At 51.3% G+C, this 23,782-nt stretch carries 23 protein-coding genes; 20 read left to right on the top strand and 3 right to left on the bottom strand.

What is annotated here, in order from left to right; genetic code table 11:
• Positions 1-25 precede the first annotated feature (25 nt).
• The 8 genes from smc to trmD all read left to right on the top strand — a co-directional run bounded on the left by smc (position 26) and on the right by trmD (position 8,446).
• Positions 26-3,613, top strand: coding sequence for a chromosome segregation protein SMC (gene smc / locus PJDR2_RS17580; protein WP_015845062.1), 3,588 nt, complete (start codon positions 26-28; stop codon positions 3,611-3,613).
• A 34-nt stretch (positions 3,614-3,647) separates the two neighbouring features.
• On the top strand, positions 3,648-4,646 hold the full coding sequence (gene ftsY, locus PJDR2_RS17575; RefSeq protein ID WP_015845061.1) for a signal recognition particle-docking protein FtsY: 999 nt from the start codon (positions 3,648-3,650) through the stop codon (positions 4,644-4,646).
• 117 nt (positions 4,647-4,763) lie between these two features.
• Positions 4,764-5,165, top strand: a complete 402-nt coding sequence (ylxM, locus tag PJDR2_RS17570; protein WP_015845060.1) for a YlxM family DNA-binding protein — start codon at positions 4,764-4,766, stop codon at positions 5,163-5,165.
• Positions 5,144-6,532 carry a signal recognition particle protein gene (ffh, locus tag PJDR2_RS17565; RefSeq protein WP_015845059.1) on the top strand — a complete coding sequence of 463 codons (1,389 nt, stop codon included), beginning with the start codon at positions 5,144-5,146 and terminating at the stop codon, positions 6,530-6,532. Before ylxM ends, ffh begins: the two co-directional genes overlap by 22 nt.
• Positions 6,533-6,576: 44 nt before the next feature.
• On the top strand, positions 6,577-6,849 hold the full coding sequence (gene rpsP / locus PJDR2_RS17560) for a 30S ribosomal protein S16 (protein WP_015845058.1): 273 nt from the start codon (positions 6,577-6,579) through the stop codon (positions 6,847-6,849).
• 25 nt (positions 6,850-6,874) lie between these two features.
• Positions 6,875-7,105 carry a KH domain-containing protein gene (locus tag PJDR2_RS17555; protein WP_015845057.1) on the top strand — a complete coding sequence of 77 codons (231 nt, stop codon included), beginning with the start codon at positions 6,875-6,877 and terminating at the stop codon, positions 7,103-7,105.
• Positions 7,106-7,178: 73 nt separating this feature from the next.
• Positions 7,179-7,697, top strand: coding sequence for a ribosome maturation factor RimM (gene rimM, locus PJDR2_RS17550; protein WP_015845056.1), 519 nt, complete (start codon positions 7,179-7,181; stop codon positions 7,695-7,697).
• 2 nt (positions 7,698-7,699) lie between these two features.
• Complete coding sequence (gene trmD / locus PJDR2_RS17545; RefSeq protein WP_041614364.1) at positions 7,700-8,446, top strand: tRNA (guanosine(37)-N1)-methyltransferase TrmD; 747 nt, start codon at positions 7,700-7,702, stop codon at positions 8,444-8,446.
• A gap of 427 nt (positions 8,447-8,873) precedes the next feature.
• Here trmD and PJDR2_RS17535 read toward each other — a convergent pair whose 3' ends face one another.
• Both PJDR2_RS17535 and PJDR2_RS17530 read right to left on the bottom strand, forming a co-directional pair.
• A complete protein-coding gene (locus PJDR2_RS17535; RefSeq protein ID WP_015845054.1) occupies positions 8,874-9,329 on the bottom strand; it encodes a C1q-like domain-containing protein in 456 nt (151 codons plus the stop codon).
• Between the two features lie 177 nt (positions 9,330-9,506).
• The gene (locus PJDR2_RS17530; RefSeq protein ID WP_015845053.1) at positions 9,507-9,956 is read right to left on the bottom strand and encodes a C1q-like domain-containing protein; all 450 of its coding nucleotides are present in this window, start codon (positions 9,954-9,956) and stop codon (positions 9,507-9,509) included.
• Positions 9,957-10,276: 320 nt separating this feature from the next.
• Between PJDR2_RS17530 and rplS the strand changes: the two genes are divergently transcribed.
• The 8 genes from rplS to PJDR2_RS17490 all read left to right on the top strand — a co-directional run bounded on the left by rplS (position 10,277) and on the right by PJDR2_RS17490 (position 16,232).
• Positions 10,277-10,618 carry a 50S ribosomal protein L19 gene (gene rplS / locus PJDR2_RS17525; protein WP_015845052.1) on the top strand — a complete coding sequence of 114 codons (342 nt, stop codon included), beginning with the start codon at positions 10,277-10,279 and terminating at the stop codon, positions 10,616-10,618.
• A gap of 106 nt (positions 10,619-10,724) precedes the next feature.
• Positions 10,725-11,402 (top strand): signal peptidase I, encoded by a 678-nt coding sequence (lepB, locus tag PJDR2_RS17520; protein ID WP_015845051.1) that lies wholly within the window; start codon positions 10,725-10,727, stop codon positions 11,400-11,402.
• A gap of 20 nt (positions 11,403-11,422) precedes the next feature.
• Complete coding sequence (gene ylqF, locus PJDR2_RS17515) at positions 11,423-12,313, top strand: ribosome biogenesis GTPase YlqF (protein WP_015845050.1); 891 nt, start codon at positions 11,423-11,425, stop codon at positions 12,311-12,313.
• Positions 12,314-12,318: 5 nt separating this feature from the next.
• Positions 12,319-12,930 (top strand): ribonuclease HII, encoded by a 612-nt coding sequence (locus PJDR2_RS17510; RefSeq protein WP_015845049.1) that lies wholly within the window; start codon positions 12,319-12,321, stop codon positions 12,928-12,930.
• A gap of 92 nt (positions 12,931-13,022) precedes the next feature.
• Complete coding sequence (locus PJDR2_RS17505; RefSeq protein ID WP_015845048.1) at positions 13,023-13,538, top strand: DUF4269 domain-containing protein; 516 nt, start codon at positions 13,023-13,025, stop codon at positions 13,536-13,538.
• A gap of 120 nt (positions 13,539-13,658) precedes the next feature.
• Entirely contained in the window at positions 13,659-15,569 is a 1,911-nt protein-coding gene (locus PJDR2_RS31960; protein WP_015845047.1) for a flagellar hook-length control protein FliK, read from the top strand.
• Complete coding sequence (locus PJDR2_RS17495) at positions 15,566-15,871, top strand: EscU/YscU/HrcU family type III secretion system export apparatus switch protein (RefSeq protein ID WP_015845046.1); 306 nt, start codon at positions 15,566-15,568, stop codon at positions 15,869-15,871. Before PJDR2_RS31960 ends, PJDR2_RS17495 begins: the two co-directional genes overlap by 4 nt.
• Positions 15,864-16,232, top strand: coding sequence for a YraN family protein (locus PJDR2_RS17490; RefSeq protein WP_015845045.1), 369 nt, complete (start codon positions 15,864-15,866; stop codon positions 16,230-16,232). The genes PJDR2_RS17495 and PJDR2_RS17490 overlap by 8 nt, the downstream gene beginning before the upstream one ends.
• A 24-nt stretch (positions 16,233-16,256) precedes the next feature.
• On the opposite strand, the gene PJDR2_RS17485 is transcribed toward PJDR2_RS17490, so the two are convergent.
• Complete coding sequence (locus PJDR2_RS17485) at positions 16,257-17,816, bottom strand: YifB family Mg chelatase-like AAA ATPase (RefSeq protein WP_015845044.1); 1,560 nt, start codon at positions 17,814-17,816, stop codon at positions 16,257-16,259.
• 311 nt (positions 17,817-18,127) lie between these two features.
• Between PJDR2_RS17485 and sucC the strand changes: the two genes are divergently transcribed.
• The 4 genes from sucC (at position 18,128) to topA (ending at position 23,775) form a co-directional block, all read left to right on the top strand.
• Complete coding sequence (sucC, locus tag PJDR2_RS17480) at positions 18,128-19,288, top strand: ADP-forming succinate--CoA ligase subunit beta (protein WP_015845043.1); 1,161 nt, start codon at positions 18,128-18,130, stop codon at positions 19,286-19,288.
• Between the two features lie 31 nt (positions 19,289-19,319).
• Positions 19,320-20,261 carry a succinate--CoA ligase subunit alpha gene (sucD, locus tag PJDR2_RS17475; protein ID WP_015845042.1) on the top strand — a complete coding sequence of 314 codons (942 nt, stop codon included), beginning with the start codon at positions 19,320-19,322 and terminating at the stop codon, positions 20,259-20,261.
• Between the two features lie 274 nt (positions 20,262-20,535).
• Entirely contained in the window at positions 20,536-21,651 is a 1,116-nt protein-coding gene (gene dprA, locus PJDR2_RS17470) for a DNA-processing protein DprA (RefSeq protein ID WP_015845041.1), read from the top strand.
• 27 nt (positions 21,652-21,678) lie between these two features.
• Positions 21,679-23,775, top strand: coding sequence for a type I DNA topoisomerase (gene topA / locus PJDR2_RS17465; RefSeq protein ID WP_015845040.1), 2,097 nt, complete (start codon positions 21,679-21,681; stop codon positions 23,773-23,775).
• The last annotated feature ends 7 nt before the right edge of the window (positions 23,776-23,782 follow it).

The raw sequence follows: 23,782 nt of genomic DNA, 5'->3' as shown, positions 1-23,782 counted from the left end.
TAGGCGATGAGGTGAAAGCCAGGTTATGTTCCTGAAACGTATAGAATTATCGGGTTTTAAATCGTTTGCCGACAAGACGGAAATGGAATTCGTCACCGGCATTACGGCTGTTGTCGGACCTAACGGCAGCGGTAAAAGCAATATTTCGGACGGCATCCGCTGGGTGCTGGGCGAACAAAGCGCCAAAAGCCTTCGCGGCGGAAAGATGGAAGATATTATTTTTGCCGGAAGCGACGCGCGCAAGGCAGTTAACTATGGTGAAGTATCGCTGACGCTTGATAACGGCGATGGGGCACTGCCGCTCGAATATAATGAAGTGACGGTTACCCGCCGTGTCCATCGGAGCGGCGATAGCGAATATATGATAAACAAGCAGTCTTGCCGGTTGAAGGATATTACCGAGCTGTTTATGGATACAGGTATCGGTAAAGAAGCCTACTCCATCATCGGACAAGGCCGTATTGAGGAAATATTAAGTACCCGTTCGGAAGACCGCAGGGGTATTTTCGAAGAAGCGTCAGGCATTGTTAAATACAAGTCGCGTAAACGCGAAGCCCAGCGCAAGCTGGAAGATACGGAAAACAATCTTCTCCGGATCCATGACCTAGTGACTGAGCTGGAAGATCAGGTAGAGCCGCTTCGCATTCAATCGGAGAAAGCCATCCACTTCAAGCAGCTCAGGGAGCAATTGAAAACGCAGGAGATCTCGATGTACGTACATAACATTGAGAACGTGTACGGCTCTTGGTCGGAAGCGAATACCAAGCTGGAGCGTCTGAAGCATGAACAGCTGGAGCTGTCTACCGTTGTCAGCAAGCATGATGCCCATCTGGAGAAGGACCGCCAGGTGCTTCGCGAGCTGGAGGAAGCGCTCGACCGTCTTCATGGGGACATGCTTCACTACAGTGAAGAGTACGAGAAATGCGAAGGCTTTGGCGAGGTTCTGAAGGAACGGAAGAAGAACCTGGAGCAAAATAAAAAGCAGCTCGAAGAAACGATTTCCGCCCAGGATGAGAGAATCGCTGCGCTGACCAGCGAAGAAGCGGAATTCCGCAATCGCGCCGCGGTATTGGAATTGCAGCTGGCCGAGCTGAAGCAAAAGCTTGCTGTCGAAGAAAATAATTTAATTGGCGTATCCGGCGGTACAGCGGTGGATGCGGAAGAAATGCTGAAGGGCGAATTGCTGGAAGTGCTCAGCACGATGGCTCAGCTTCGCAACGAAATCCGTTACGCTGCCCAGCAGCAGGAAGCGGTTCAGCGGCGCATGGAACGCCTCAGCGATGAGGAAGCCAAGTGGACGGAGCAGCAGCGCAAGCTGAATGCCCGGAGAGCAGAGCTGGAGAAGCAGCTTGAAGCAACCCTTGATGCGATCAGCAAGGCGCGCACCAAATATATCGATCAAGCGGAGAAAGCCAAGGAGCTTGGCCAAATATCAGAGGATGCAACGGCTGCGCTTCGCAAATGGGAGCAGAAGCTCGACGCGCAAGTCTCACGTCGCGATACGATGAAGGAAATGCAGGATGCGTTGGATGGCTTTATGCATGGCGTCCGCGAAGTGCTTAAAGCATCCCGCAAATCTTCCGGTTCCGGAGGAATCAGCGGTGTGCATGGAGCCGTAGCCGAGCTTGTCCGTGTACCCGAGAGAATTGAGACCGCTGTAGAAACCGCGTTAGGCGGCGCCTTGCAGCATATCGTTATGGAAGACGAGAAATCGGCACGAAGCGCAATTTCCTTCCTGAAGCAGCGTCAGCTAGGCCGCGCGACCTTCCTTCCGCTTGACGTTATCCGTGGTCGTCATGTCCCTGAACATGAAAAGCGGATGGCCGAGTCGGTTGACGGCTTTGTAGGTGTTGCGGCAGATTTGGTGTCCTGCGAACCGCGTTACGAAGCAATTATTCAAAATTTGCTCGGCAACGTGCTTTTGGCCGAAACTCTTGAGCAAGCCAACCGTATTGCATCCAAATGCCAATACCGCTATCGCGTCGTTACGCTGGAAGGCGATGTTGTAAATGCCGGCGGTTCGATGACAGGCGGCAGCCTTCAGAAGAAGGGGGCAAGCTTGCTTGGCCGTCAGCGCCAGATTGAAGCATTGGATCAAGAGATTATGGAAGGCGAGAAAACAATCGCACAGCTGCGGGATAAGTTAAGCGATGTCCGCAAGGAGCAATCCATCCTCTCGCAAAAAATGGAGGAGCTTCGCTCGCAGGCTGAGCAATACCGGATTGACGAGCAGCAGGTCCGTGCCGAGCTGCAGCAGCTGAACAATGAGGCGAAGCACCTCACCGAGCAAGAACAGCTGTTTACGGCAGACCGTACGAATCATACGGCTGAGCAGCAATCGATGCAGGATATGGCGACGGAGGCCGAGGTGCGGCTTGAGCAGCTGACGGCAGACGAAGCCCGTCTGCAAGAAGCGATCAGGCTTGCCGAAGAGCGCCGCAAAGCAAGCGAGACGGCGAAGGAAGAACTGCAGGTTCAGCTGACGGACTTGAAAATTTCCGTAGCGAAAACCGATCAGGAGAAGCAATCCTTCGAGGATCAGGCAGCGCGCGTCCGAGCCGATATTCAGCGCGCCAAGCAGGAGCTCGCAAGCTACCGCACTCTCTTTAGTCAGCAGGATGCCGAAATGGAGCGTCACGGCGGGGAGACGGTTGCCCAGATCGAGCAGTTGAACCATTTGCGCTTGAAGAAGCAGGAATGCGCGGAACAGACGGACCTGAAGCGATCAGCCCGCGCTGACCGCGTGAAGGAGCTGGAGCAGGGCGAGAGCGATACGAAGGAACAGCGCGGACAGCTCCGTCAGGTGGAGGATCAGATGCGCCAGACCGAAATCGCGGCCAACCGCCTAGACGTTGAGCTGGACAACCTGCTCCGCAAGCTGAGCGAGGAATATGAGCTCAGCTTCGAACTGGCGAAGGAGCAGTATCCGGTGCCCGAGGACATCGTCGGCACGCAAAACGCGGTCCGCGATATCAAGCGTCAAATTACGGCGCTTGGCGACGTGAACCTTGGCGCGATCGAAGAATATGAGCGCGTAAGAGAGCGTTTCGAGTTCCTTACCGAGCAGAAGGATGACCTGGTTGAAGCCAAAACTACTTTATATCAGGTAATCCGCGAGATGGATGAAGAGATGTCCAAGCGCTTCCGGTCAACCTTCGATCAGATCCGCAGACATTTCGTGGTTGTATTCGCGAAGTTGTTCGGCGGAGGCCGAGCTGACCTGGTTCTGGTTGATCCTGAGCGGGTCTTGGATACAGGGATTGATATCGTCGCTCAGCCTCCGGGCAAAAAGCTGCAAAACCTGCAGCTGTTATCCGGCGGAGAGCGGGCGCTTACAGCTATCGCCTTATTATTTGCCATTCTGCAGGTGAAGCCAGTGCCGTTTTGCGTGCTTGACGAAGTAGAAGCGGCGCTTGATGAAGCGAACGTTGCCCGTTTTGCCCAATACCTGCGTGAGTTCTCCGGTCTTACACAGTTTATCGTCGTGACTCACCGGAAAGGCACGATGGAGGAAGCCGATGTCCTGTACGGCGTAACGATGGAGGAAGGCGGCGTATCGAAGCTGGTTTCCGTGCGCCTCGAAGAAGATGCGGAAGAGCAGGAATCCGCATAAGCAGTGGCCTAATAGGATGGAGGACTTAACCCTTATGAGTTTTTTCAAAAAGCTGAAGGAAAGCATCGCTTCGAAGACCGAAGCGGTAACCACGATATTTAAAGAAGGCCTGACTAAGACGCGCGTTGCTCTTGTCGAGAAGGTCGAAGAGCTGATTACACGCCGTAAAAAAATCGATGAAGAGTTCTACGAGGAGCTCGAAGAAATTCTCATCGGCGCCGATGTTGGCGTCAATACGGTCATGACTTTGATCGATGAACTCCGCGCAGAAGTGAAGAAGCGGAAAATCGAACAAGCAGCCGAACTGCAGCCAATCCTGTCGGAAAAGCTGATCGGCCTGCTGAAGGGGGAGCAGAATCCCGGCCTTCAAATGGCGAAAAGCGGCATTACCGTTATTTTGTTTGTTGGCGTTAACGGCGTCGGCAAAACAACAACAATCGGCAAGCTCGCCCATAAATTCAAAAGCGAAGGCAAAAGCGTGCTTCTGGCAGCTGGCGACACGTTCCGTGCGGCTGCTATCGAGCAGCTTGAAGTATGGGGTCAGCGCGTAGGCGTTGACGTGATCAAGCAGCAATCCGGATCGGACCCGGCTGCGGTTATGTTTGATGCGGTTCAAGCGGCTAAGCAGCGCGGCGTTGATGTCCTTCTCTGCGATACGGCTGGCCGTCTACAGAACAAATCAAACCTGATGGAAGAGCTGAACAAGATTTTCCGCGTTATCCAGCGCGAAATTCCGGATGCCCCGCATGAAGTGCTGCTTGTGCTTGATGCGACAACGGGCCAGAACGCTCTCAGCCAAGCTAAGCTCTTTGGCGAGAAAAGCGGTGTTACCGGTCTTGTGCTGACCAAGCTTGACGGCACGGCAAAAGGCGGTATTGTAATCGCCATCCGCAATGAACTGAACCTTCCGGTGAAGCTAGTAGGTCTTGGCGAGAAGATGACGGATCTGCAGGAATTCGACTCCGTGCAGTTCGTTCATGCTTTGTTTGCAGGGCTGATCCAGCGTGAAGAAGAACAGTCCGAAACAAATTAAATAAGTGACAAGGACAAAAGCTTGACAGTGCCATCAGCGATCGTGTAAGATAAGAGACGTTGTGACACTGTCAAGGCTTTTTGCTTGACGGATGATGTTGAAAGGGGCTTAGAACGGATGACCACACATGAACCGGATGCCCTAGCCAAGACAACACGCATCAACTTATTATTTGATTTCTACGAGCCGCTCCTCACGGAGAAACAGCGGACTTTCTTAAAATATTATTTTCACGACGATTACTCGCTTGGCGAGATCGCAGCTGAATCCGGCATCAGCCGGCAGGCCGTATATGAACATGTAAAGCGGGCGGAACAAGTGCTTGAAGGTTACGAAGCCAAGCTGAGTCTGGTTGCGAAGCATGAATCCATGCAGAAGCTTGCCGCAGGGCTGGAACGGAAAGTTGCCGAGCTCCCAATCGATCCTACTTATAAGCAAGATATTCTTAAAGACATAGAGCAGTTAACGAAGACTGATAGTGACGGAGGTGACGAATCATGGCGGCATTTGAGAGCTTAACGAACCGATTGCAAAATGTGTTCAGCAAGCTGAGAGGCAAAGGCAAAGTAACGGAAGAGGATTTGAATGAGGCAATGCGCGAGGTACGTCTTGCGCTGCTCGAAGCTGACGTTAACTTTAAAGTCGTCAAAGATTTTATCGCCAAAGTGAAAGAGAAAGCGCTTGGCCTTGATGTTTCCAAGAGCTTTACGCCAGGCATGGTCGTCATCGACATCGTTAACAAAGAGTTAACGGAATTGATGGGCGGCACGCAAAGCAAGCTTGCAAAAGCGAACAAGCCTCCGACCGTTATTATGATGGTTGGTTTGCAAGGTGCAGGTAAGACAACAACGACAGCCAAGTTGGCTAAATTGCTTCAAAAGGGCAATAGCAAGCCGCTCCTCGTTGCGTGCGACATTTACCGTCCTGCGGCGATCAAGCAGCTGCAAGTGCTTGGCGAGCAGATTAACGCACCTGTATTTTCCCTTGGTGATCAGACCTCACCGGTTGAGATTGCAAAAGCAGGCCTAGCGCATGCCAGAGAAAACCATAACGATTATGTCATCTTCGATACCGCGGGCAGGCTGCATATCGATGAAGCGCTGATGGAAGAGCTGAAGCAAATTCATCAGAACGTAAAGCCCGATGAGGTCTTGCTCGTCGTTGATGCAATGACGGGTCAAGATGCAGTAAACGTAGCGCAAAGCTTCCATGAGCAGCTTGAGCTGACGGGGGTCGTTCTGACGAAGCTTGACGGCGACACACGCGGCGGTGCGGCATTGTCCGTCAAAGCGGTAACCGGCAAGCCGATCAAATTCGCGGCAATGGGCGAGAAGATTGATGCGCTCGAGCCGTTCCATCCGGACCGGATGGCCTCCCGTATTCTCGGGATGGGGGATATGCTGTCACTGATCGAGAAGGCGCAGGCGAACATTGATGCCGATAAAGCGGCAGAGATGGAACGAAAAATGCGCACCGCCGAATTTACATTCGACGACTTCCTTGAGCAGATGGCGCAAATCCGTAATCTCGGTCCATTGGATCAGCTTATGGATATGCTGCCCGGCATGAACAAGATGAAGGGCAACATGAAGGATATGAAGGTGGACGAGAAGCAGATCAACCGCGTTGAAGCGATTGTCCGCTCGATGACGAAGGCAGAGAAGCAAAAACCGGAGCTTCTGAACCACAGCCGCCGCAAGCGCGTAGCCGCGGGCAGCGGAACGTCGATTACGGAAGTTAACCGGCTTATCAAGCAGTTCGAAGATATGCGCAAGATGATGAAGCAGTTCTCGTCCATGATGGGCCCAAAAGGTCCAAAGGGCGGAATGAAAGGTCTGAAGGGCATGCTTGGCAAAGGCGGAAAAGGGTTTAAATTCCCGTTTTAATTGATATAAAAATGCAGTTTATTAACCGAAGGAGGTGAATTTCCATGGCAGTACGTATTCGTCTGAAACGTATGGGTGCTCACAAGGCTCCATTCTACCGCGTTGTCGTTTCTAACTCCCGTTCCCCACGTGACGGTCGCTTTATCGAAGAAATCGGTACTTACAACCCGGTTGCTCAACCGGCTCAAGTAACGATCGACGAAGAGAAAGCGTTGAAATGGCTGCAAACAGGAGCTCAAGCTTCTGATACAGTTCGCGACTTGCTTTCCAAAGCAGGTGTCCTGAAAAAGTTCCATGAGCTTAAGCAACAGAAATAACTGTTGAATAGCGGAGGGCCTTGAAATGAAAGAATTGATTCTTGTCATAGCAAAGGCGTTAGTGGATCATCCAGAGGACGTGCGCGTGAAAGAACGAGAGGATGATCGCGGTACGGTGTACGAGCTGTCGGTTCACGCCGATGATATCGGCAAAGTAATCGGCAAGCAGGGACGGATTGCGAAAGCAATGCGTGCCGTCGTTACATCAGCGGCCATCAAATCCCAGAAGCGCGTTATCGTAGACATCATATCGTAAAAGCATACGATGCAGGGTTAGGATAATTATCCTAGCCCTTTTTCGTACAAATAGAGGCAGGTGGTTACATACGATGAGCAATAAATATTATAATGTCGGCAAGCTGGTCAATACGCATGGTCTGCGCGGCGAAGTTAAAGTATTGCCCCAGACGGATTTCGCCGAATCCCGGTTTGCGAGCGGCAGCAAGCTGTCCCTTCAGCATCCTGACAACGGACAGAAGCTTGAAGTTGAAGTAACCGGCGCCCGGGAGCATAAAGGAATGTTTATCCTGAAGCTGAAGGGTTATAACGATATTAACGAAGTGGAAAAGTATAAGGGCTGGACGCTAAAAATCGGCGAGGAAGAATTAGAACAGCTCGATGACGGTGAATACTACTATCATGAGATCATCGGATGCCGGGTATTAACGGAAGACGGCGAAGAGCTGGGCACAATCTCGGATATTCTCCGTCCAGGCGCCAATGATGTATGGGTTGTTGATATGCCGAAGAAAAAGCAGCTGCTCTTGCCGGTTATTGACGATGTCCTGCTTAATGTCGACGTGACAAACAAAACGGTAACGGTGCGGTTGCTGGAAGGGCTGATCTAATGATGCGTATCGATGTGCTGACGCTGTTCCCTGAGATGTTCGACGGCGTATTTGGCGCGAGCATCCTGGGCAAAGCTAAAGATAAAGGAATTGTATCGCTTGAAGCAATTAACTTCCGCGAATATTCCAATAACAAGCATAACACCGTGGACGATTATCCGTATGGCGGAGGCGGCGGAATGGTCCTTAAGCCTGAGCCGGTATTTGCTGCGGTAGAGGATCTGATGGCAAAGAAGGAGAGCGCAGCTCGTCCCCGCGTTATCCTGATGTGTCCGCAAGGCGAATCCTTTACGCAAAAAAAGGCCGAAGAGCTGGCGAAGGAAGAGCATCTTGTGCTGATCTGCGGACATTACGAAGGCTACGATGAACGTATTCGCGAATACTTGGTAACCGATGAGCTCTCGATTGGCGATTACGTGTTAACAGGCGGAGAGATTCCGGCGATGACCGTCATTGACAGCGTCGTTCGGCTGCTGCCTGGCGTGCTTGGCAACGAGACGTCCGCAGTAACGGATTCCTACAGCACGGGTCTGCTGGAATATCCGCATTACACGCGCCCGCCCGTATTCAGAGACTGGGCAGTGCCCGATGTGCTTGTATCCGGCAATCATGCCAAGATTGACACCTGGAGACGAGAGCAGTCACTGCTCCGGACGCTTCAGCGCCGTCCTGATCTGTTGGAGAAGGCAGAGCTGACGGATAAGGAACGCAAGTGGCTGACCCTTCAGAAGCAGGATCAATCGACATAAAAAAGAACCGTCGCACAGCCTATAAGGCCGAGCAGGCGGTTCTTTTTTGCATTATTAAATGCAGCTTGTACCGGACGGTTCGCTGCAGGGTTCCGGATGTGGCTCGAAATGACCCGGATAGCCGGTTTCGGGACAACTTTTTTTTGCATTTTTATTAGCGATGCATTTAACCGGCTTACAAACGCATTTGACGGGTTTACAAACGCATTTAACGGGTTTGCAGCCATATCCGCATTTTCTTTTCCTTTTGGAGCTGCTCTTTTTTTTGCAGGAGCCATATCCGGTTTTCTTTGCAAAAGAGCCGCAACCGTATCCCAAAGTATTTACTGCTTGTTTTTTTGTTGGCATTGCCCATAACCTCCAATCTTGCATAAAGTGTTGCAAAAATACCGACTCCTTGCAGGAAATCGGTATTTCTCTTGTGCAGTTAGCGAATTCTTTTTCCTCTGAAGCGCGTGGAAAAACCTTTTAGAATAACCCCGCCTGAAACATGGGATGAAGCGGATAATTTGACTACGTCTCCCTTGCGGAGTCTTTTGACTGCAGCTGCCGTAATAAATTCGCGGTCCGAATTAATCACTTTACCGCCGGCAAACACAACAATATCATTGACGGTAAGAAGAAGGGATACTTCGTCTGGCTCCTTCGAACCTCTTTTGAAAAGAATGCTGCCGAATAAAGAGTAGACACCGTCATGCTTTGGTATAAACGTGGAAGTGACGGGATCATATTCGTTTGCTGCATCAAAGATTACTTTGCCGTACTTTACGGTAACGCCAAACTCCGGTCTGCCGATGGATTGATTTTTTGCAGAAATGGCTTTGAATGCTGACTTAAACGACCGTGGACGGCATGTCCCTTTTTTTACTTTGCGGATCGACATAAGACATGACCTCCCTTCATGAGAAATTATTGCTGAATTAGCAATACACCAAAGTATGCATATTTAGATTTAATAGAAACGGCAGGAGTCGCGAATCTAGCAAATAGGCTGCGCGCGAAAAAACTCACTAGTCGAATATTCGCTGACTAGTGAGTTCTTAACTGCCGATTGAACGAATTAACGGACGCGGAACCCTTCAAAGCGCGTTCCCGCACCGGAAGCTATGGCGCCATTGATGGTTGCTTGAAGAAATACTTGTACCTCGTCTCCTTTTTTGAGCTTGGCGGTACCCGAGGTAATGACAATGCCGCGGCCAGCGCTTAAGGTCTGAACGACGGGCAATTGCGGAGTATCGTTTACGAAAATAACAATCGTAACGGTTACAGGATCGGATGTTTCCGTTGAGTAAAAGGCGCTGGCGAAAAACGCATAAATCCCGTTTTGCTTTGCGGTGAAGGTAGAGGTAGCGGGATTGTATTCCTTATTGAGGTCGTACTGCTCTTGCTCGTAAACAACTTGCGGCACGGTAGTGGATATAACGTTTTGCAATTGATTGGAGATCGCGCGGAATGCAGATTTGCGGATTTTGCTCTTTGCATTGCTTTTGGTTGCCTTTTTCATATCCATCGCATATCCTCGTTTCTATTCATTAATAAATTACTATATGATAGAAGCCTTCCGGCAGAAACGGCTTATAGCAGGAAGTCCATGAAATTAGGCCATTTATAAAGGATACAACGTGTAAAATGAAAATCTTTTGGATATAATGATGAAATAATAGAATTTTTGCGGGCATTACGGAATATAAGGTTGAAAAAAGTTCAACGCTGTGTTAAAATTTCAAATGTTGTTCGTATTAATCGGGCGGTCCGCTAATAGTGATGACGCTGCTCAGAGGAGCAGAAAGAGCTATTAAGAACGTCTATGGTGGAAGGAGTGAAACTACAATGAATCTTTTACAAACGATTGCTCAGGAACAGCTTCGTCAAGACCTTCCTAGCTTCCGTCCTGGTGACACGTTGAAAGTACACGTTAAAGTTATCGAGGGCACGCGCGAGCGTATTCAGTTGTTCGAAGGCGTTGTAATCAAACGTCGTGGCGGCGGAATCAGCGAAACTTTCACAGTTCGCAAAATTTCGTACGGTGTTGGTGTGGAAAGAACTTTCCCGCTGCATTCGCCAAAACTCGAGAAAATTGAAGTTGCTCGTCGCGGTAAAGTGCGTCGCGCGAAACTGTACTATCTTCGCGAACTGCGCGGTAAAGCTGCGAGAATTAAAGAAATTCGTTAAGATCAAACGACAAGAGGGGCTTGCTCAAACAAGCTCCTTTTCGTTATTTTGACATGACTTGCTATGTACGAATAGGGACACTATAGAATGGAAAGAAGGCGTACTGGTGAATTCACAACAACATAATGAAGATTCGAATCAGCAAACAGAAGCAATCGATGGATCTGTACCGAATACATCAGGACCCGCTGGCGCTAAAAAGGGCGGACGAGCTTACAAGGAAATTGTAGATTGGATTAAAGCGCTCGCGATCGCGGTCATTCTCGTGTTTATTATCCGTACGTTTCTGTTCTCGCCATTTATCGTTGAAGGACCGTCCATGGAGCCTAACTTTTATACGGGCGAGCGGCTGATCGTCAACAAGCTGATTTTCAAAATCCGCGAGCCGCATCACGGGGAAGTCGTTGTATTCCATGTGCCTGATCAAGGACGCGATTTCATTAAACGGGTTATCGGCGTACCGGGCGACACGATCAAAGTCGTGGGCGATGACGTGTTCGTTAACGATCAGAAGGTTGATGAGCCTTATATCAAAGAAGCTATTGAAGCGGCACACGCCAGCGGAGAGCTGTACAATACCGGCCCGGACTTCCCGAACGCGAATGTTTCGGAATCCGTTGTTCCTGACGGCAAGATCTTTGCAATGGGCGACCATCGCGGAAACAGCCAGGACAGCCGCGATATCGGCTTTGTGTCTGAAAAAGAAGTTATCGGCCGTGCAGACGCCATGTTCTGGCCATTAAATAAAATCAGCATCATTAAGCACTACAAAGTGCACTGGTAATGTTGCAATGAGGTGAGGAAATGACCATTCAATGGTTTCCCGGTCATATGACCCGGGCAAAACGGCAAATTCAAGAGAAGCTTAAACTAATCGATATTGCCATTGAGCTATTGGATGCGCGTATTCCGCTTTCCAGCCGCAACCCTATGGTTGATGAAATACTAGGCGGCAAGCCGCGGCTGATTGTTTTGAACAAGTTGGATTTAGCCGATCCGAGGGTGACGGAGCAATGGATCGACTATTTCAAATACGAAGGTCATGAAACGGTAGCTGTCGATTCGTCGACAGGAACGCGCGTCGGAGATATTCCGGTGAAGGCGAAGGAAATATTGCAGGAGAAAATCGACCGTCAGCTGGCAAAAGGAATGAATCCCCGCGCCATTCGGGGGCTGATCGTCGGCATCCCGAATGTCGGGAAATCTACGCTGATTAACCGTCTGGCAGGGAGGAATATCGCGATTACCGGCGATAAGCCCGGCGTTACGAAAGGTCAGCAGTGGATTAAAACAACCTTTGACATGGATCTTCTGGATACGCCCGGTATTCTGTGGCCAAAGTTCGAGGATGAGCTGGTTGGCTACCGTCTGGCTATGACTGGTGCGATCAGAGAGCAGATACTGAATGTTGAGGATATCGCGTTTTTCGCGGTTCGCGAGCTTGCCGAACGTTATTGGCCGGCGCTGCAGGAACGTTTCAAGCTGGACAAAGCTCCAACCGATCCGTCGGAGTCGGATGAAGTGGTACGGATTATGGAAGATATCGGACGCCGCAGAGGCTGCCTCGTAAGCGGAGGACACGTGGATCTGGAGAAAGCATCCGGTATTATATTGCGGGAGCTTCGTTCCGGCAATCTTGGCCGCATAACGCTGGAAGCACCGTTCCCTGCGGCTGCAGGCAGACCGGGGGAATAACAGACGTGCTGGAATACGAAGAACGGCTATGGGCTGAGGGATATTCCGCGATTGCCGGCGTGGATGAGGTAGGCAGAGGCTGCCTGTTTGGCGACGTAGTTGCCGCAGCGGTTATTTTACCGCCTCATCTTGTGCTTGAAGGGGTTAACGACTCCAAGAAGCTGTCGGAGAAAAAGCGGAACGAGCTCTATGACATTATTGTTGACCAAAGCATTGCGTGGGCTGCAGCCCGCGTGGATGCCGAGACCATCGACCGAATCAACATTAAGCAGGCTGCAAGGCTTGCAATGAAGATTGCGTTGGAGTCACTGAAGACGGAACCGGATTATTTTCTGGTAGATGCGGAAAAGGTAGATTTGCCGAAGCCTCAGCTAGCGATAATTAAAGGGGATGCCACCAGTCAATCGATAGCGGCCGCCTCGATCATCGCGAAGGTGACAAGAGACCGGTTGTGCGAGAAAGAATGGGAGCAGCTTTATCCGGAGTATGGAATTGCGATACATAAGGGCTATGCGACCAAGCTGCACCGGGAACGGCTGCTCGAATACGGAGCAAGTCCGCTTCACCGCAAGTCTTTCTTAGGTAAAATTTTCGTGGAGCAACAACAGCTATTTTAAAATAAATTCCTTAATATTGTGTTAGAAAGACAGCGTATTGCTTGTGATGGAGCAATGCGCTGTCTTTTTTTTTTCGGGGAAAGGCGGAGAGCTTGACGGAGAGAAGGGGAATTAATCAACGCGCGTACGAGGTTCTCGACAAGCTTGGCATTATGCGTGACTTAGCGGAATATACGCCGGTATTGTGCGGTACGATACCAATCGCTATTGATGTGGAAGGCTCGGATCTGGACATTGCAATGGAGGTACGTGACTCTGAGAGCTTTAGGGAACGGGTAGCTTTGCTCTACGGTCATCATGAGGATTTCTGCTGGAAAGAAAAGCGGATAAGAAATTTGCCGGTCTATAAAGCCAATTTTCGATACGAGTGCTTCGAGTTTGAGCTGTTTGGACAACCTGTACCGGTGACCAAGCAAAACGCGTACCTTCATATGGTTGTAGAAGAGGAGCTGATGAAGAGGAATCCAGCTTTGAGAGCTCAGGTTATCCGATTGAAGCTGCAAGGGATCAAGACTGAGCCTGCGTTTGCCCTATTGCTTGGTCTTGTAGGAGACCCTTATGAGGCATTATTAGAGTTAGGCGAGGAACTTGGGTTATTTTATGAGTAAGTGTGTGGAGAAAGTCGCCGGTTTGGACTTCAGAAGGAGTGGTCTTCTACCGATAAATAGGGTAACAAATTGTGCGTTGTGACGTTTCAAGCTTATGCCACAGCGGAAGAAGGTGACCAAATGAATATTGGACAGTTGGTAAGAGGATTATTAGGAGAGTCATCCGGCAGCGGGGATACCCGAAAGCTTGAGCTGAAGCCGGGGCAGGTTGTTCGCGGCGTGGTTCTGCAGCTGCTCGAAAATAACGAGGCAACCGTTCAAATAAATGGCGTCCAGGTTCGCGCGTTTCTCGAGCTGCCGCTTGAGCCGGGGAAGTTTGCGATGCTGCAGGTTCAGCCGCAATCGGCTGGCGGTCTGCTTGTGCTGAAGCAAATGGAGAATCAGGCGGGTCTGGAAGATGCCCTGAAGGATTGGCTGAAGCAAAGCGGCCTGCCTGACCAGGAGTGGGCGAGCAACATCTTGAAGGATCTTAGAAAAGACGGCGTCACAATGAGCCGTGACGCGTTTGCGGCGCTTAAGGCAGCTGCCGAGGCGATGCCGCCGGATGCGGACGCCGAACAGTGGATGCGGTCGGCAGCGGCGGGCTTGAAGCGCGGGCTGCCGATGTCCGGCGGCACGATTGGAGCGCTGCAGCAGGTGATGTTCGGGCGTCCCGCGCACGAACTGCTCGATACGCTGCAGCAGCAGCTTGCTGCCATCGCCGGCGAAGCATCCGGCGATGAAACGGGCGCAGCCGCGCCGCGCGCCGGCGGCAGCTCGCCGCAGGCGCTGCCGCAGCTGGCCGCGCGGCTGGCGGCGCTGCTCGCCGAAGGCGCAGCGCTGCAGAGCGCCGCGGCCACGGCGAAGCCGCCCGCGGCAGCCGCGCCGCAGGCGCCGGCAGCAGCCGGCGCGGGCGCAGCTGCGCAGCGCGCCGAAGGCACAGGCGCGGGCGGCCAAGCCGCGCCTGCTGCGGCAGCGCAAGCGTCCGCGGCGGAGCCCGCGGAGCAGGGCGCAGTGCCGCAAGGCGCCCGCCCTGGCGCGGCCACGGGCGGCAGTACAGCATCATCTGGCAACTGGCTTGGCCAGATGATGAAATGGATGGGCGTCGACTATGAGAACCAATTGTCGAAGCAATTGCCGGTCCCGTCTGCTCAAGGGGCTGTTCAACCCCAGGAGCAGGATACATCAATGGCGGTCAGCGGCGGCAATGGCAATGGCAATGAGAGTGGAACTGCAGATGAGCCATTGGCTACACGCAGCTCAAATGGCTCTGCCGATGCGCTAACACGCCAACAACCGGCAGAAGGACGCCCAGAGACGCGCCAAAGCTCGAATACGCAGCCGGAGGCAGGGCAACAGTCAGAGCAGACTGAAGCCTCCGCTCCCCACGACAAAGAACAGAGAGGCGTACATAACGAGCGGTCCCGCGAGCTGCAAGTTACCCCGCAACTGCTGTCAACGGACAGTGTGGCGGGCGCTGATGATGTCAAACCTGCAGCTCAGGAATCGTTAAAGAGTACGCTGCTTGCCATTGCTGCATCCAGCGACGCACCGCCTGCTTTGCGCGAGACCGCACAGCAGCTCGTCCAGCAGATTACGGGACAGCAGCTGCTGTTGTCGCCGGAACGCAACGGTGCCGTTTTCTCGCATCTTACGATGTTTGTGCCGCTAAACGGTCCGGATGGGAATCAGACCGCTTCCGTTCATATTCAGACGAGAAGAGGGAAACAAGGCCAGCTGGACGCGGAGAATTGCCGGCTGTTGTTTGATTTGTCGATGAAGACGTTAGGTCCTACCTTGGTTGACGTTAATGTCATGGACAAAATCGTCAGTCTAACATTATGGAACGATCATCCGGCAATAGCCGCGCTTGTAGATTCCTCCCGAACAGAAATAAATGCAAGTCTTAATCAGGCAGGCTATCAGCTGCTATCCCTTCGGGCTACTCCAACAAGAGGGGATAGCGATGAGGGAGAAGGGGTTAAACGGATCATGCCGGATCCGGCTCAATTCGTGAACACGCGTTATAAAGGAGTCGACATACGGGCATGAGTTCGGAACAGAAGAACAGCAAAGAAAAAAGGACGGTTAAAAAGGCCGTTGCTTTGAAATATGAGCCCGGCGCGCACAAAGCGCCGGTCGTAACCGCCAAAGGGAGAGGTTATTTGGCGGATCAAATATTAGAGCAGGCGGCAGAACATCATGTCCCGGTGCAGCAGGACTCTTCTCTTGTCGAAGTGTTGTCCAAGCTGGATGTCGACCAGTCGATTCCACCCGAGCTTTACACGCTGGTCGCCGAGATTTTAAGCTTTGTTTATCGTTCCGATCAGAGAGCGAGGGATTTGGATGAGTGAGGACCGCAGAAGGCAAACCGGACTAGCTGGCGAAACAGCCGCTTGCCGATATCTCGAGAAAGAAGGATACAACGTCATCGAGCGGAATTGGCGTTGCCGTTCCGGAGAGATTGATATTATTGCAACCATCGATCATACGCTTGTTTTTGTTGAAGTCAGGACGAGAAGAACGGGAGGGCGATTCGGGACGGCGGCCGAATCGGTAGACCGCCGCAAGCAGCAGCAGGTGGCGTTAGTTGCCCAAGTGTATTTGCGAATGAGGCAATTAACTTATCCGCCTATGCGTTTTGATGTGATCGCGGTAACCATGGACCGTAATGACTCCATCAGCGAAGTTAAACATATAAAAGCGGCTTTCTAACCGGTAGAAAGCCGCTTTTGCTTGTTATAGATCAAGTCTCCGGTATTGAATCGCTTCCGCAACATGCACATCTTCTACGTATTCACTGCCTTCCACATCCGCTATGGTCCTCGCCAGCCGCAAAATACGGTCGTAGGCGCGCATGCTGATATTCAGAACCGTAAGCGCATGGTCAAGCAGCACAAAAGCTTCTTTCTTCATTAGAATAGAGCGTCTGAGCGATGTGCCGGACAACCGTCCTGCATACCTTTTTAGTCCCAACTCTTCATCACGCTGTTCCTTCCTTGCCCTCGCCTCAAGCACAAACTGCTTCATTCGGGCTGTACTCATTTCTACAGGGCTTGCCGCATCGCCTTCCAGTTCTATCGGCCTAGGAACCTCGAGCTGGATATCAATCCGGTCAAGAAGAGGGCCGGACATCTTGCTTTTGTATTTGGCAATCGCGGAATCGCTGCAGGTGCAACGTTTCTCGGCCGTTTCATGGCCGGCATATCCGCATGGACATGGGTTAAAAGAAACAGCCAGCATAAGTCTGGCCGGGAAATGGAATACGGCTCGGGATCTCGCGATGGTGACAATTCCGTCCTCCAGCGGCTGGCGCAACACCTCAAGTACAGTCCTGGAGAACTCCGGCAGCTCGTCCAAATAGAGCACGCCATGATGGGCGAGGGTGACCTCGCCGGGTTTCGGCACCGAACCGCCGCCTATAAGTCCTCCCGCGGAGATCGTGTGATGCGGTGAACGGAAGGGAGCGATTCGGATCAGGCCTTTCGCGTCGGTAGACAACTTGCCTGCCGCACTGTAAATCTTGGTCACCTCAAGCGCTTCCTCTTCGGTTAGAGTAGGAAGGATACCGGGGAGACGGCGGATCATCATTGTTTTACCGGTTCCCGGCGGTCCCGCAAACAAGAGGTTATGTTTCCCGGCTGCGGCGATTAACAAAGCGCGTTTGGCCTGCTGCTGACCGTATACATCGCTGTAATCTCCACAATCGACTGCATGCTCTTCGGCGGCTGAAGTAAAAGCAAGCTCCCTGCTGGCGGCAGCGTCAAACCGGATATCGGACCATGCTTCAGAATCTTTATTTTGTGTTAGAAGCTCCCTCAGATGGGTTACCGCATAAAGCTCCATCTCCGTAATCCAAGCGGCTTCTTTGGCATTTGCAAGTGGCAGCAGCACCTTCCGGATGCCGGACCGCTTGGCTTGCTCGATCATAGCCAATACACCGGGTACAGAACGGATGTCGCCATTCAAAGACAATTCTCCAATCAGCATCGATTGCTCGAAAGGCTTTGCTTCCAGCTGGCCGCTCGCGGTTAGTATGCCTGCTGCAATCGCAAGATCAAAGGCGGTGCCTTCCTTACGCAAATCCGCCGGAGCCAGATTGACGGTTATGCGTTCCAGAGGGAAAGCGAACCCGCTGTTCTTAATGGCTGCGCGGACCCGTTCAACGGATTCTCTGACGGCAGGGTCGGGCAGACCAACGACGCTGACCTGCGGCAGACCGCTGGCAATATCGACTTCCACGGAAATTCCTTTTCCTTCAACTCCAAGAACGCTGCTGCTATGCATTAAACTGAACACAAAAAGAGCACCTCCAAAAATGGGATGAAGGTGCTTCCTTACGTCCGAATCTCGTATTATGAAATTATCGTTAAAGTCATCATAGAGTAAAAAAGACAAGTCTGTCAATATTGGAAAAACAAGTATGAATTCTTCAAGAAAATAGGGCATACTACAGTAGTCCATCGGTGATTTAATCTCATTTTGAGATCAAATCCATATCAAAAAACCGAAACCCGAAGGGTCGAAATATGGCATAAATAATGCTACAATGATTAAGGTTTGTGTACATATGACTGAAGTTGAGTCTGTGAAATGGAGGATTTCTAATAATGAATATCCATGAGTATCAAGGTAAAGAGGTCCTGAAACAGTACGGTGTTGCTGTTCCAGAAGGAAAGGTAGCGTTCTCCGTTGACGAAGCGGTAGAAGCGGCGCAATCGCTGGGCACTCCAGTGGTAGTTGTAAAAGCGCAAATTCACGCTGGCGGCCGCGGTAAAGCGGGCGGCGTTAAAGTAGCGAAAAACATTGATGAAGTTCGTGCATATGCCAGCGAGATTCTTGGTAAAGTGCTCGTTACTCATCAAACCGGCCCTGAAGGTAAAGAAGTTAAACGTCTTCTTATCGAGCAAGGCTGCGACATCAAGAAAGAATATTACGTGGGCGTTGTTATCGACCGTGGTACAGGCCGAGTAACCATGATGGCTTCCGAAGAAGGCGGCACGGAGATTGAAGAAGTAGCAGCTCATTCGCCCGAGAAGATCATCAAAGAAGTTATCGACCCTGCAATCGGTCTGCAAGTGTTCCAAGCACGCAAACTTGCTTATGCAATCAACATTCCTAGCGAGCTAGTTAACAAAGCGGTTAAATTCATGATCGCTCTGTACACGGCATTCGTTGATAAAGATTGCTCCATCGCCGAGATCAATCCGCTTGTCGTTACTGGCGACGGCAACGTTATGGCGCTTGACGCTAAGCTGAACTTCGATTCCAATGCTCTGTACCGTCACAAAGATATCGTGGCGTTACGCGACCTGGAAGAAGAAGATGCAAAAGAAATCGAAGCATCCAAATACGACCTCAGCTACATTGCCCTTGAAGGCAACATCGGCTGTATGGTTAACGGCGCCGGCCTTGCTATGGCGACTATGGACATCATCAAATACTACGGCGGCGACCCTGCCAACTTCCTGGACGTAGGGGGCGGCGCTACAAAAGAGAAAGTAACTGAAGCGTTCAAAATCATCCTGTCCGACGAGAACGTAAAAGGTATTTTCGTTAATATCTTCGGCGGCATCATGCGTTGCGACGTTATCGCTGACGGCGTAATTGCCGCTGCGAGAGAGCTTGGCCTTGACCGTCCTTTGGTTGTTAGACTGGAAGGCACTAACGTTGAGCTTGGTAAAAAAATGTTGAACGAATCGGGATTAAACATTGTTGCGGCTGACTCCATGGCAGACGGCGCGCAAAAAATCGTTAATCTCGTCAAATAGTACGAATTCATTAACGGGGATGTGAAATTCGATGAGCATTTTGGTCAATAAAGACACAAAAGTAATCACTCAAGGGATTACAGGCGCAACTGGCTTGTTCCATGCGAAAGGCGCATTGGACTACGGTACGCAAATGGTTGGCGGTGTAACTCCGGGCAAAGGCGGCACTAACGTCGATATTACGCTGGAAAACGGCAACGTTGTATCTCTTCCGGTATTCAATACGGTTGAGCAAGCGGTAGCAGCTACTGGTGCGACAGCATCGGTTATCTATGTACCGCCTGCTTTCGCGGCTGACTCGATCATGGAAGCGGTAGACGCTGGTCTTGATCTGGTTATCTGTATTACTGAAGGCATTCCTGTTCTGGACATGGTTAAAGTAAAACGCTACATGGAAGGCAGCAAAACGACTCTGATCGGTCCTAACTGCCCAGGCGTTATTACTCCAGGCGAATGCAAAATCGGCATTATGCCGGGTTACATCCATACAAAAGGCCATGTAGGCGTAGTTTCCCGCTCGGGAACTCTTACTTACGAAGCGGTTCATCAGCTTTCGACTCGCGGCATCGGTCAATCTTCCGCGGTTGGTATCGGCGGAGACCCGGTTAAAGGCTCCGAATTTATCGATATCTTGAGCCGTTTCAACGAAGATCCAGATACTTACGCAGTGATAATGATTGGCGAGATCGGCGGTACAGCAGAGGAAGAAGCTGCCGAGTGGATCAAAGCTAACATGAAGAAACCTGTCGTAGGCTTCATCGGCGGCGCTACAGCGCCTCCAGGCAAACGTATGGGTCATGCGGGCGCTATTATTTCCGGCGGCAAAGGTACTGCTGCTGAAAAAATCGCTACTTTGGAAGCATGCGGAATCAAAGTCGCTCCAACGCCTTCCGACATGGGCTCCACGCTCGTATCGGTGCTTGAAGAAAAAGGCTTGCTTGAGAAATGCACAACTGGCGTAGCTCAAGCCTAACAGCACAATAGCATATTAATGAAGCAAGCGTAAACGGCTGCGCCATCTATAAGAGGCGCAGCATATCGTTTTGCGACTGAAATATAAGCCCAGTATAATGAAAACACATATACTTTCTTATATTTTTAAAGGTAAGCAACCTTTCGATGCCCATTTTGGGCTTGAAAGGTTGCTTTTTTTTTCATAAAATTACGGGTCGACTTGCATTCTTTTGCCATGTAACGCACAATAGGAAGGAATGCAGGCTGACCTCCCCAGAGGAGAGGCGGCAAGAATGACGCTAAATGTTGATAAATGTAAGCAGATGGTTATTATGCTCCACGAATGTTCGGGTATTGGATGGCATACCGTTCAGAAAGCGGTTGCCCATAAAGCTTGGGAGAACGTGGATGGCAAGAGCGAAGCAGATTGGATGGCAATCGGTTTTGGACGTGCGCAAGCAGAGGCGGCGGCCAGACGATGGAACGAGCCTTATGATTGGCCCGAGTCGCCTTATCTCCGGGCGCAGAAGCTTGGTGCAGCAGTGATTACTCCTTATGATGAGGAGTATCCGGAAGAGCTTCACCGGATACCGCAGCCGCCTTGGGTGCTGTATGCTCTCGGCAAGGTTGAACTCTTGAAGAGACCTTCGATAGCTATTGTAGGAACCAGAAATCCCAGCGCCTATGGCCGGCATACCGCATTATCGCTGTCTGAGGAGCTTTCTAGGCGAGGTTTGACGGTAGTAAGCGGTCTAGCCAGGGGGATTGACAGCAAGGCGCATGAAGCGGCTTTGCGGGGCCATGGAAGCACGATTGCCGTACTGGCTAGTCCGGTTGATCATTGTTATCCGCCAGAGAATCGTTCGCTCTACCAGCAGATTGTCCGGGAAGGGCTGATTCTGTCGGAGTCTCCGGTTGGCTCGTCGCTTCATCCGGGAATGTTTCCGCTTCGAAACCGGGTTATAGCAGGGTTATCGCTGGGTACGATCGTCGTGGAAGCAGCGAAGGGCAGCGGTTCTCTTATTACGGCAGATCAGGCGCTCGAAATGGGGCGGGATGTATTTGCCGTTCCCGGGCCGATTTCATCGCCAAAGAGCGAGGGACCAAACAGTCTGATCCGCGAAGGAGCGAAGCTGGTCAGCAGTGCCGATCATATTCTCGAGGAATACAGCTGGCTGGAAGGGAAGCTTGCGGCTCTGACAAAGCCTAAACCGGCATCTGCCGTTGCAGCGAGCATGAGTGCCGAGGAGCAGAAAATTATCGATCTGCTGCGCGATCGTCCGCTTACAATTAACGAATTGCACCAGCTTACGATGATCCCTTTTGGACATTTAAGCGCACTTCTGATAAATTTATGTATAAAACGGAAAATCGAACAACAGCCAGGGGCAGTTTATATAGCGTTGTAACATGTAGTGAGAGAGGGGGCGCCTAATGTGGCAGATTCATTAGTAATCGTAGAATCACCGGCCAAAGCAAAAACGATCGGCAAATATTTGGGCAGCAAATATATCGTTAAAGCATCGATGGGCCATATTCGCGATTTGCCAAAAAGTCAGACTGGCGTCGAAGTAGAAAACGGCTTTCAGCCGAAATATATTACGATCCGCGGCAAGGGCAGCGTATTGAAAGAATTGAAGGATGCAAGCAAGAAAGTCAAACATGTCTTTCTAGCAGCCGACCCCGATCGCGAAGGAGAAGCGATCGCTTGGCATTTGGCCCATTATCTGGAGCTGGACGAGACGGATACCTGCCGTGTTGTATTTAATGAAATAACGAAGCAAGCCGTTAAGGATGCTTTCAAAACGCCGCGCAAAATCAATATGGATCTTGTTAATGCCCAGCAGGCAAGACGTATTCTTGACCGCCTTGTCGGTTACAAGATTAGTCCGCTGCTGTGGAAAAAGGTTAAGAAGGGCTTGTCTGCCGGACGCGTACAATCGGTATGCGTGAAGCTGATTATCGACCGGGAGAACGAGATTGACGCTTTTATTCCGGAAGAATACTGGTCCATCACAGCCAAGCTGACTCAGCAAGGCGTTCCGTTTGAAGCAAAATACCATTCGATAAAAGGCGAGAAGCGGGAGCTCCACAACGAAGAGGAGATGCAGGCGATTCTTGCAGCCCTGTCGGGTAATCAGTTCAAGGTAGCTGAAGTGAAGGAGAAAGAACGTCTCCGCAATCCGGCGCCGCCGTTTATTACGAGCTCCTTGCAGCAGGAAGCAGCACGCAAGCTTGGATTCCGCGCCTCCAAGACGATGTCCGTTGCCCAGCAGCTGTATGAAGGCGTTGAGCTCGGCAAGGAAGGAACCGTTGGTCTTATTACTTATATGAGAACGGACTCGACAAGGATCTCTCCAGTTGCCCAGGAAGAAGCGAAGGAGTATATTGAAGGAAAATACGGCCCGTCGTTCTATCCGGAGCAGCCGCGCGTCTATACGAAGAAGAACAGCAACGCGCAGGATGCCCACGAAGCGATCCGGCCGACATCGACGCTCCGTGATCCGGAATCGATGAAGCCGTTCCTATCGCGTGATCAGTTCCGCTTGTATAAGCTGGTATGGGAGCGTTTCGTATCCAGTCAGATGGCTTCCGCCGTGCTGGACACGATGACGGTTGATCTTGCGTCCGGCGATGTCACTTTCCGCGCGAGCGGTTCGAAGATCAAGTTTGCCGGCTTCATGAAGGTTTATGTGGAAGGCAATGACGATGGCACAGAGGAAGAGCATAAGTTCCTCCCGCCATTCGCAATCGGTGATGTCGTGACCTCGGATTCCATCGAACCGAAGCAGCACTTCACCCAGCCGCCGCCGCGTTATTCCGAGGCAAGATTGGTCAAGACGCTGGAGGAGCTTGGTATTGGACGTCCGAGTACGTACGCACCAACGCTGGAAACGATCCAGAAGCGCGGCTATGTAGCAATTGAAGAGAAAAAATTCATTCCTACCGAGCTAGGCGACCTGGTGAATCAGTTGATGGAGGAGTTTTTCCCGGAAATTCTCGATTCTGAATTCACGGCGAAGATGGAGACCGATCTCGACCATGTTGAAGACGGCATGGAAGACTGGGTTAGAGTTCTTTCCCAGTTCTATGAATCTTTCGAGAAGCGGCTTGAAGTCGCCGAAGAGGAAATGAAGGAAGTCGAGATTCAAGATGAGGTTTCGGATGAAATCTGCGAGAAATGCGGCCGCCATATGGTGTACAAGATGGGGCGCTTTGGCAAGTTCCTTGCCTGCTCCGGCTTCCCGGACTGCCGCAATACGAAGCCCATCGTCAAGGATATCGGCGTAACTTGCCCGAAATGCGGCGAGGGCAAAATCATCGAGCGCCGCAGCAAAAAAGGACGGATCTTCTATGGCTGCGATACTTATCCGGCCTGCGATTACGTGTCCTGGGATAAGCCGACCAACAAGCCTTGTCCGAATTGCGATTCGATGCTTGTCGAGAAACGCAACCGCAGCGGAGCGAAGCTGCAATGCCCGAATTGCGATTATTCGGAAGAGATATCGGAAGACGAGCAAGAACAAGCCTAAATTAAAG

Source organism: Paenibacillus sp. JDR-2 (assembly GCF_000023585.1).
GTDB lineage: Bacteria > Bacillota > Bacilli > Paenibacillales > Paenibacillaceae > Pristimantibacillus.
The sequence above is the reverse complement of the archived record's forward strand: the minus strand, read 5'-3'. Positions and strand labels throughout refer to the sequence as shown.

Coding starts and splice junctions, on each gene's coding strand:
- smc (WP_015845062.1), top strand. CDS start 26: ATGTTCCTGAAACGTATAGAATTATCGGGTTTTAAATCGTTTGCCGAC.
- ftsY (WP_015845061.1), top strand. CDS start 3,648: ATGAGTTTTTTCAAAAAGCTGAAGGAAAGCATCGCTTCGAAGACCGAA.
- ylxM (WP_015845060.1), top strand. CDS start 4,764: ATGACCACACATGAACCGGATGCCCTAGCCAAGACAACACGCATCAAC.
- ffh (WP_015845059.1), top strand. CDS start 5,144: ATGGCGGCATTTGAGAGCTTAACGAACCGATTGCAAAATGTGTTCAGC.
- rpsP (WP_015845058.1), top strand. CDS start 6,577: ATGGCAGTACGTATTCGTCTGAAACGTATGGGTGCTCACAAGGCTCCA.
- PJDR2_RS17555 (WP_015845057.1), top strand. CDS start 6,875: ATGAAAGAATTGATTCTTGTCATAGCAAAGGCGTTAGTGGATCATCCA.
- rimM (WP_015845056.1), top strand. CDS start 7,179: ATGAGCAATAAATATTATAATGTCGGCAAGCTGGTCAATACGCATGGT.
- trmD (WP_041614364.1), top strand. CDS start 7,700: ATGCGTATCGATGTGCTGACGCTGTTCCCTGAGATGTTCGACGGCGTA.
- PJDR2_RS17535 (WP_015845054.1), bottom strand. CDS start 9,329: ATGTCGATCCGCAAAGTAAAAAAAGGGACATGCCGTCCACGGTCGTTT.
- PJDR2_RS17530 (WP_015845053.1), bottom strand. CDS start 9,956: ATGGATATGAAAAAGGCAACCAAAAGCAATGCAAAGAGCAAAATCCGC.
- rplS (WP_015845052.1), top strand. CDS start 10,277: ATGAATCTTTTACAAACGATTGCTCAGGAACAGCTTCGTCAAGACCTT.
- ylqF (WP_015845050.1), top strand. CDS start 11,423: ATGACCATTCAATGGTTTCCCGGTCATATGACCCGGGCAAAACGGCAA.
- PJDR2_RS31960 (WP_015845047.1), top strand. CDS start 13,659: ATGAATATTGGACAGTTGGTAAGAGGATTATTAGGAGAGTCATCCGGC.
- PJDR2_RS17495 (WP_015845046.1), top strand. CDS start 15,566: ATGAGTTCGGAACAGAAGAACAGCAAAGAAAAAAGGACGGTTAAAAAG.
- PJDR2_RS17490 (WP_015845045.1), top strand. CDS start 15,864: ATGAGTGAGGACCGCAGAAGGCAAACCGGACTAGCTGGCGAAACAGCC.
- sucC (WP_015845043.1), top strand. CDS start 18,128: ATGAATATCCATGAGTATCAAGGTAAAGAGGTCCTGAAACAGTACGGT.
- sucD (WP_015845042.1), top strand. CDS start 19,320: ATGAGCATTTTGGTCAATAAAGACACAAAAGTAATCACTCAAGGGATT.
- dprA (WP_015845041.1), top strand. CDS start 20,536: ATGACGCTAAATGTTGATAAATGTAAGCAGATGGTTATTATGCTCCAC.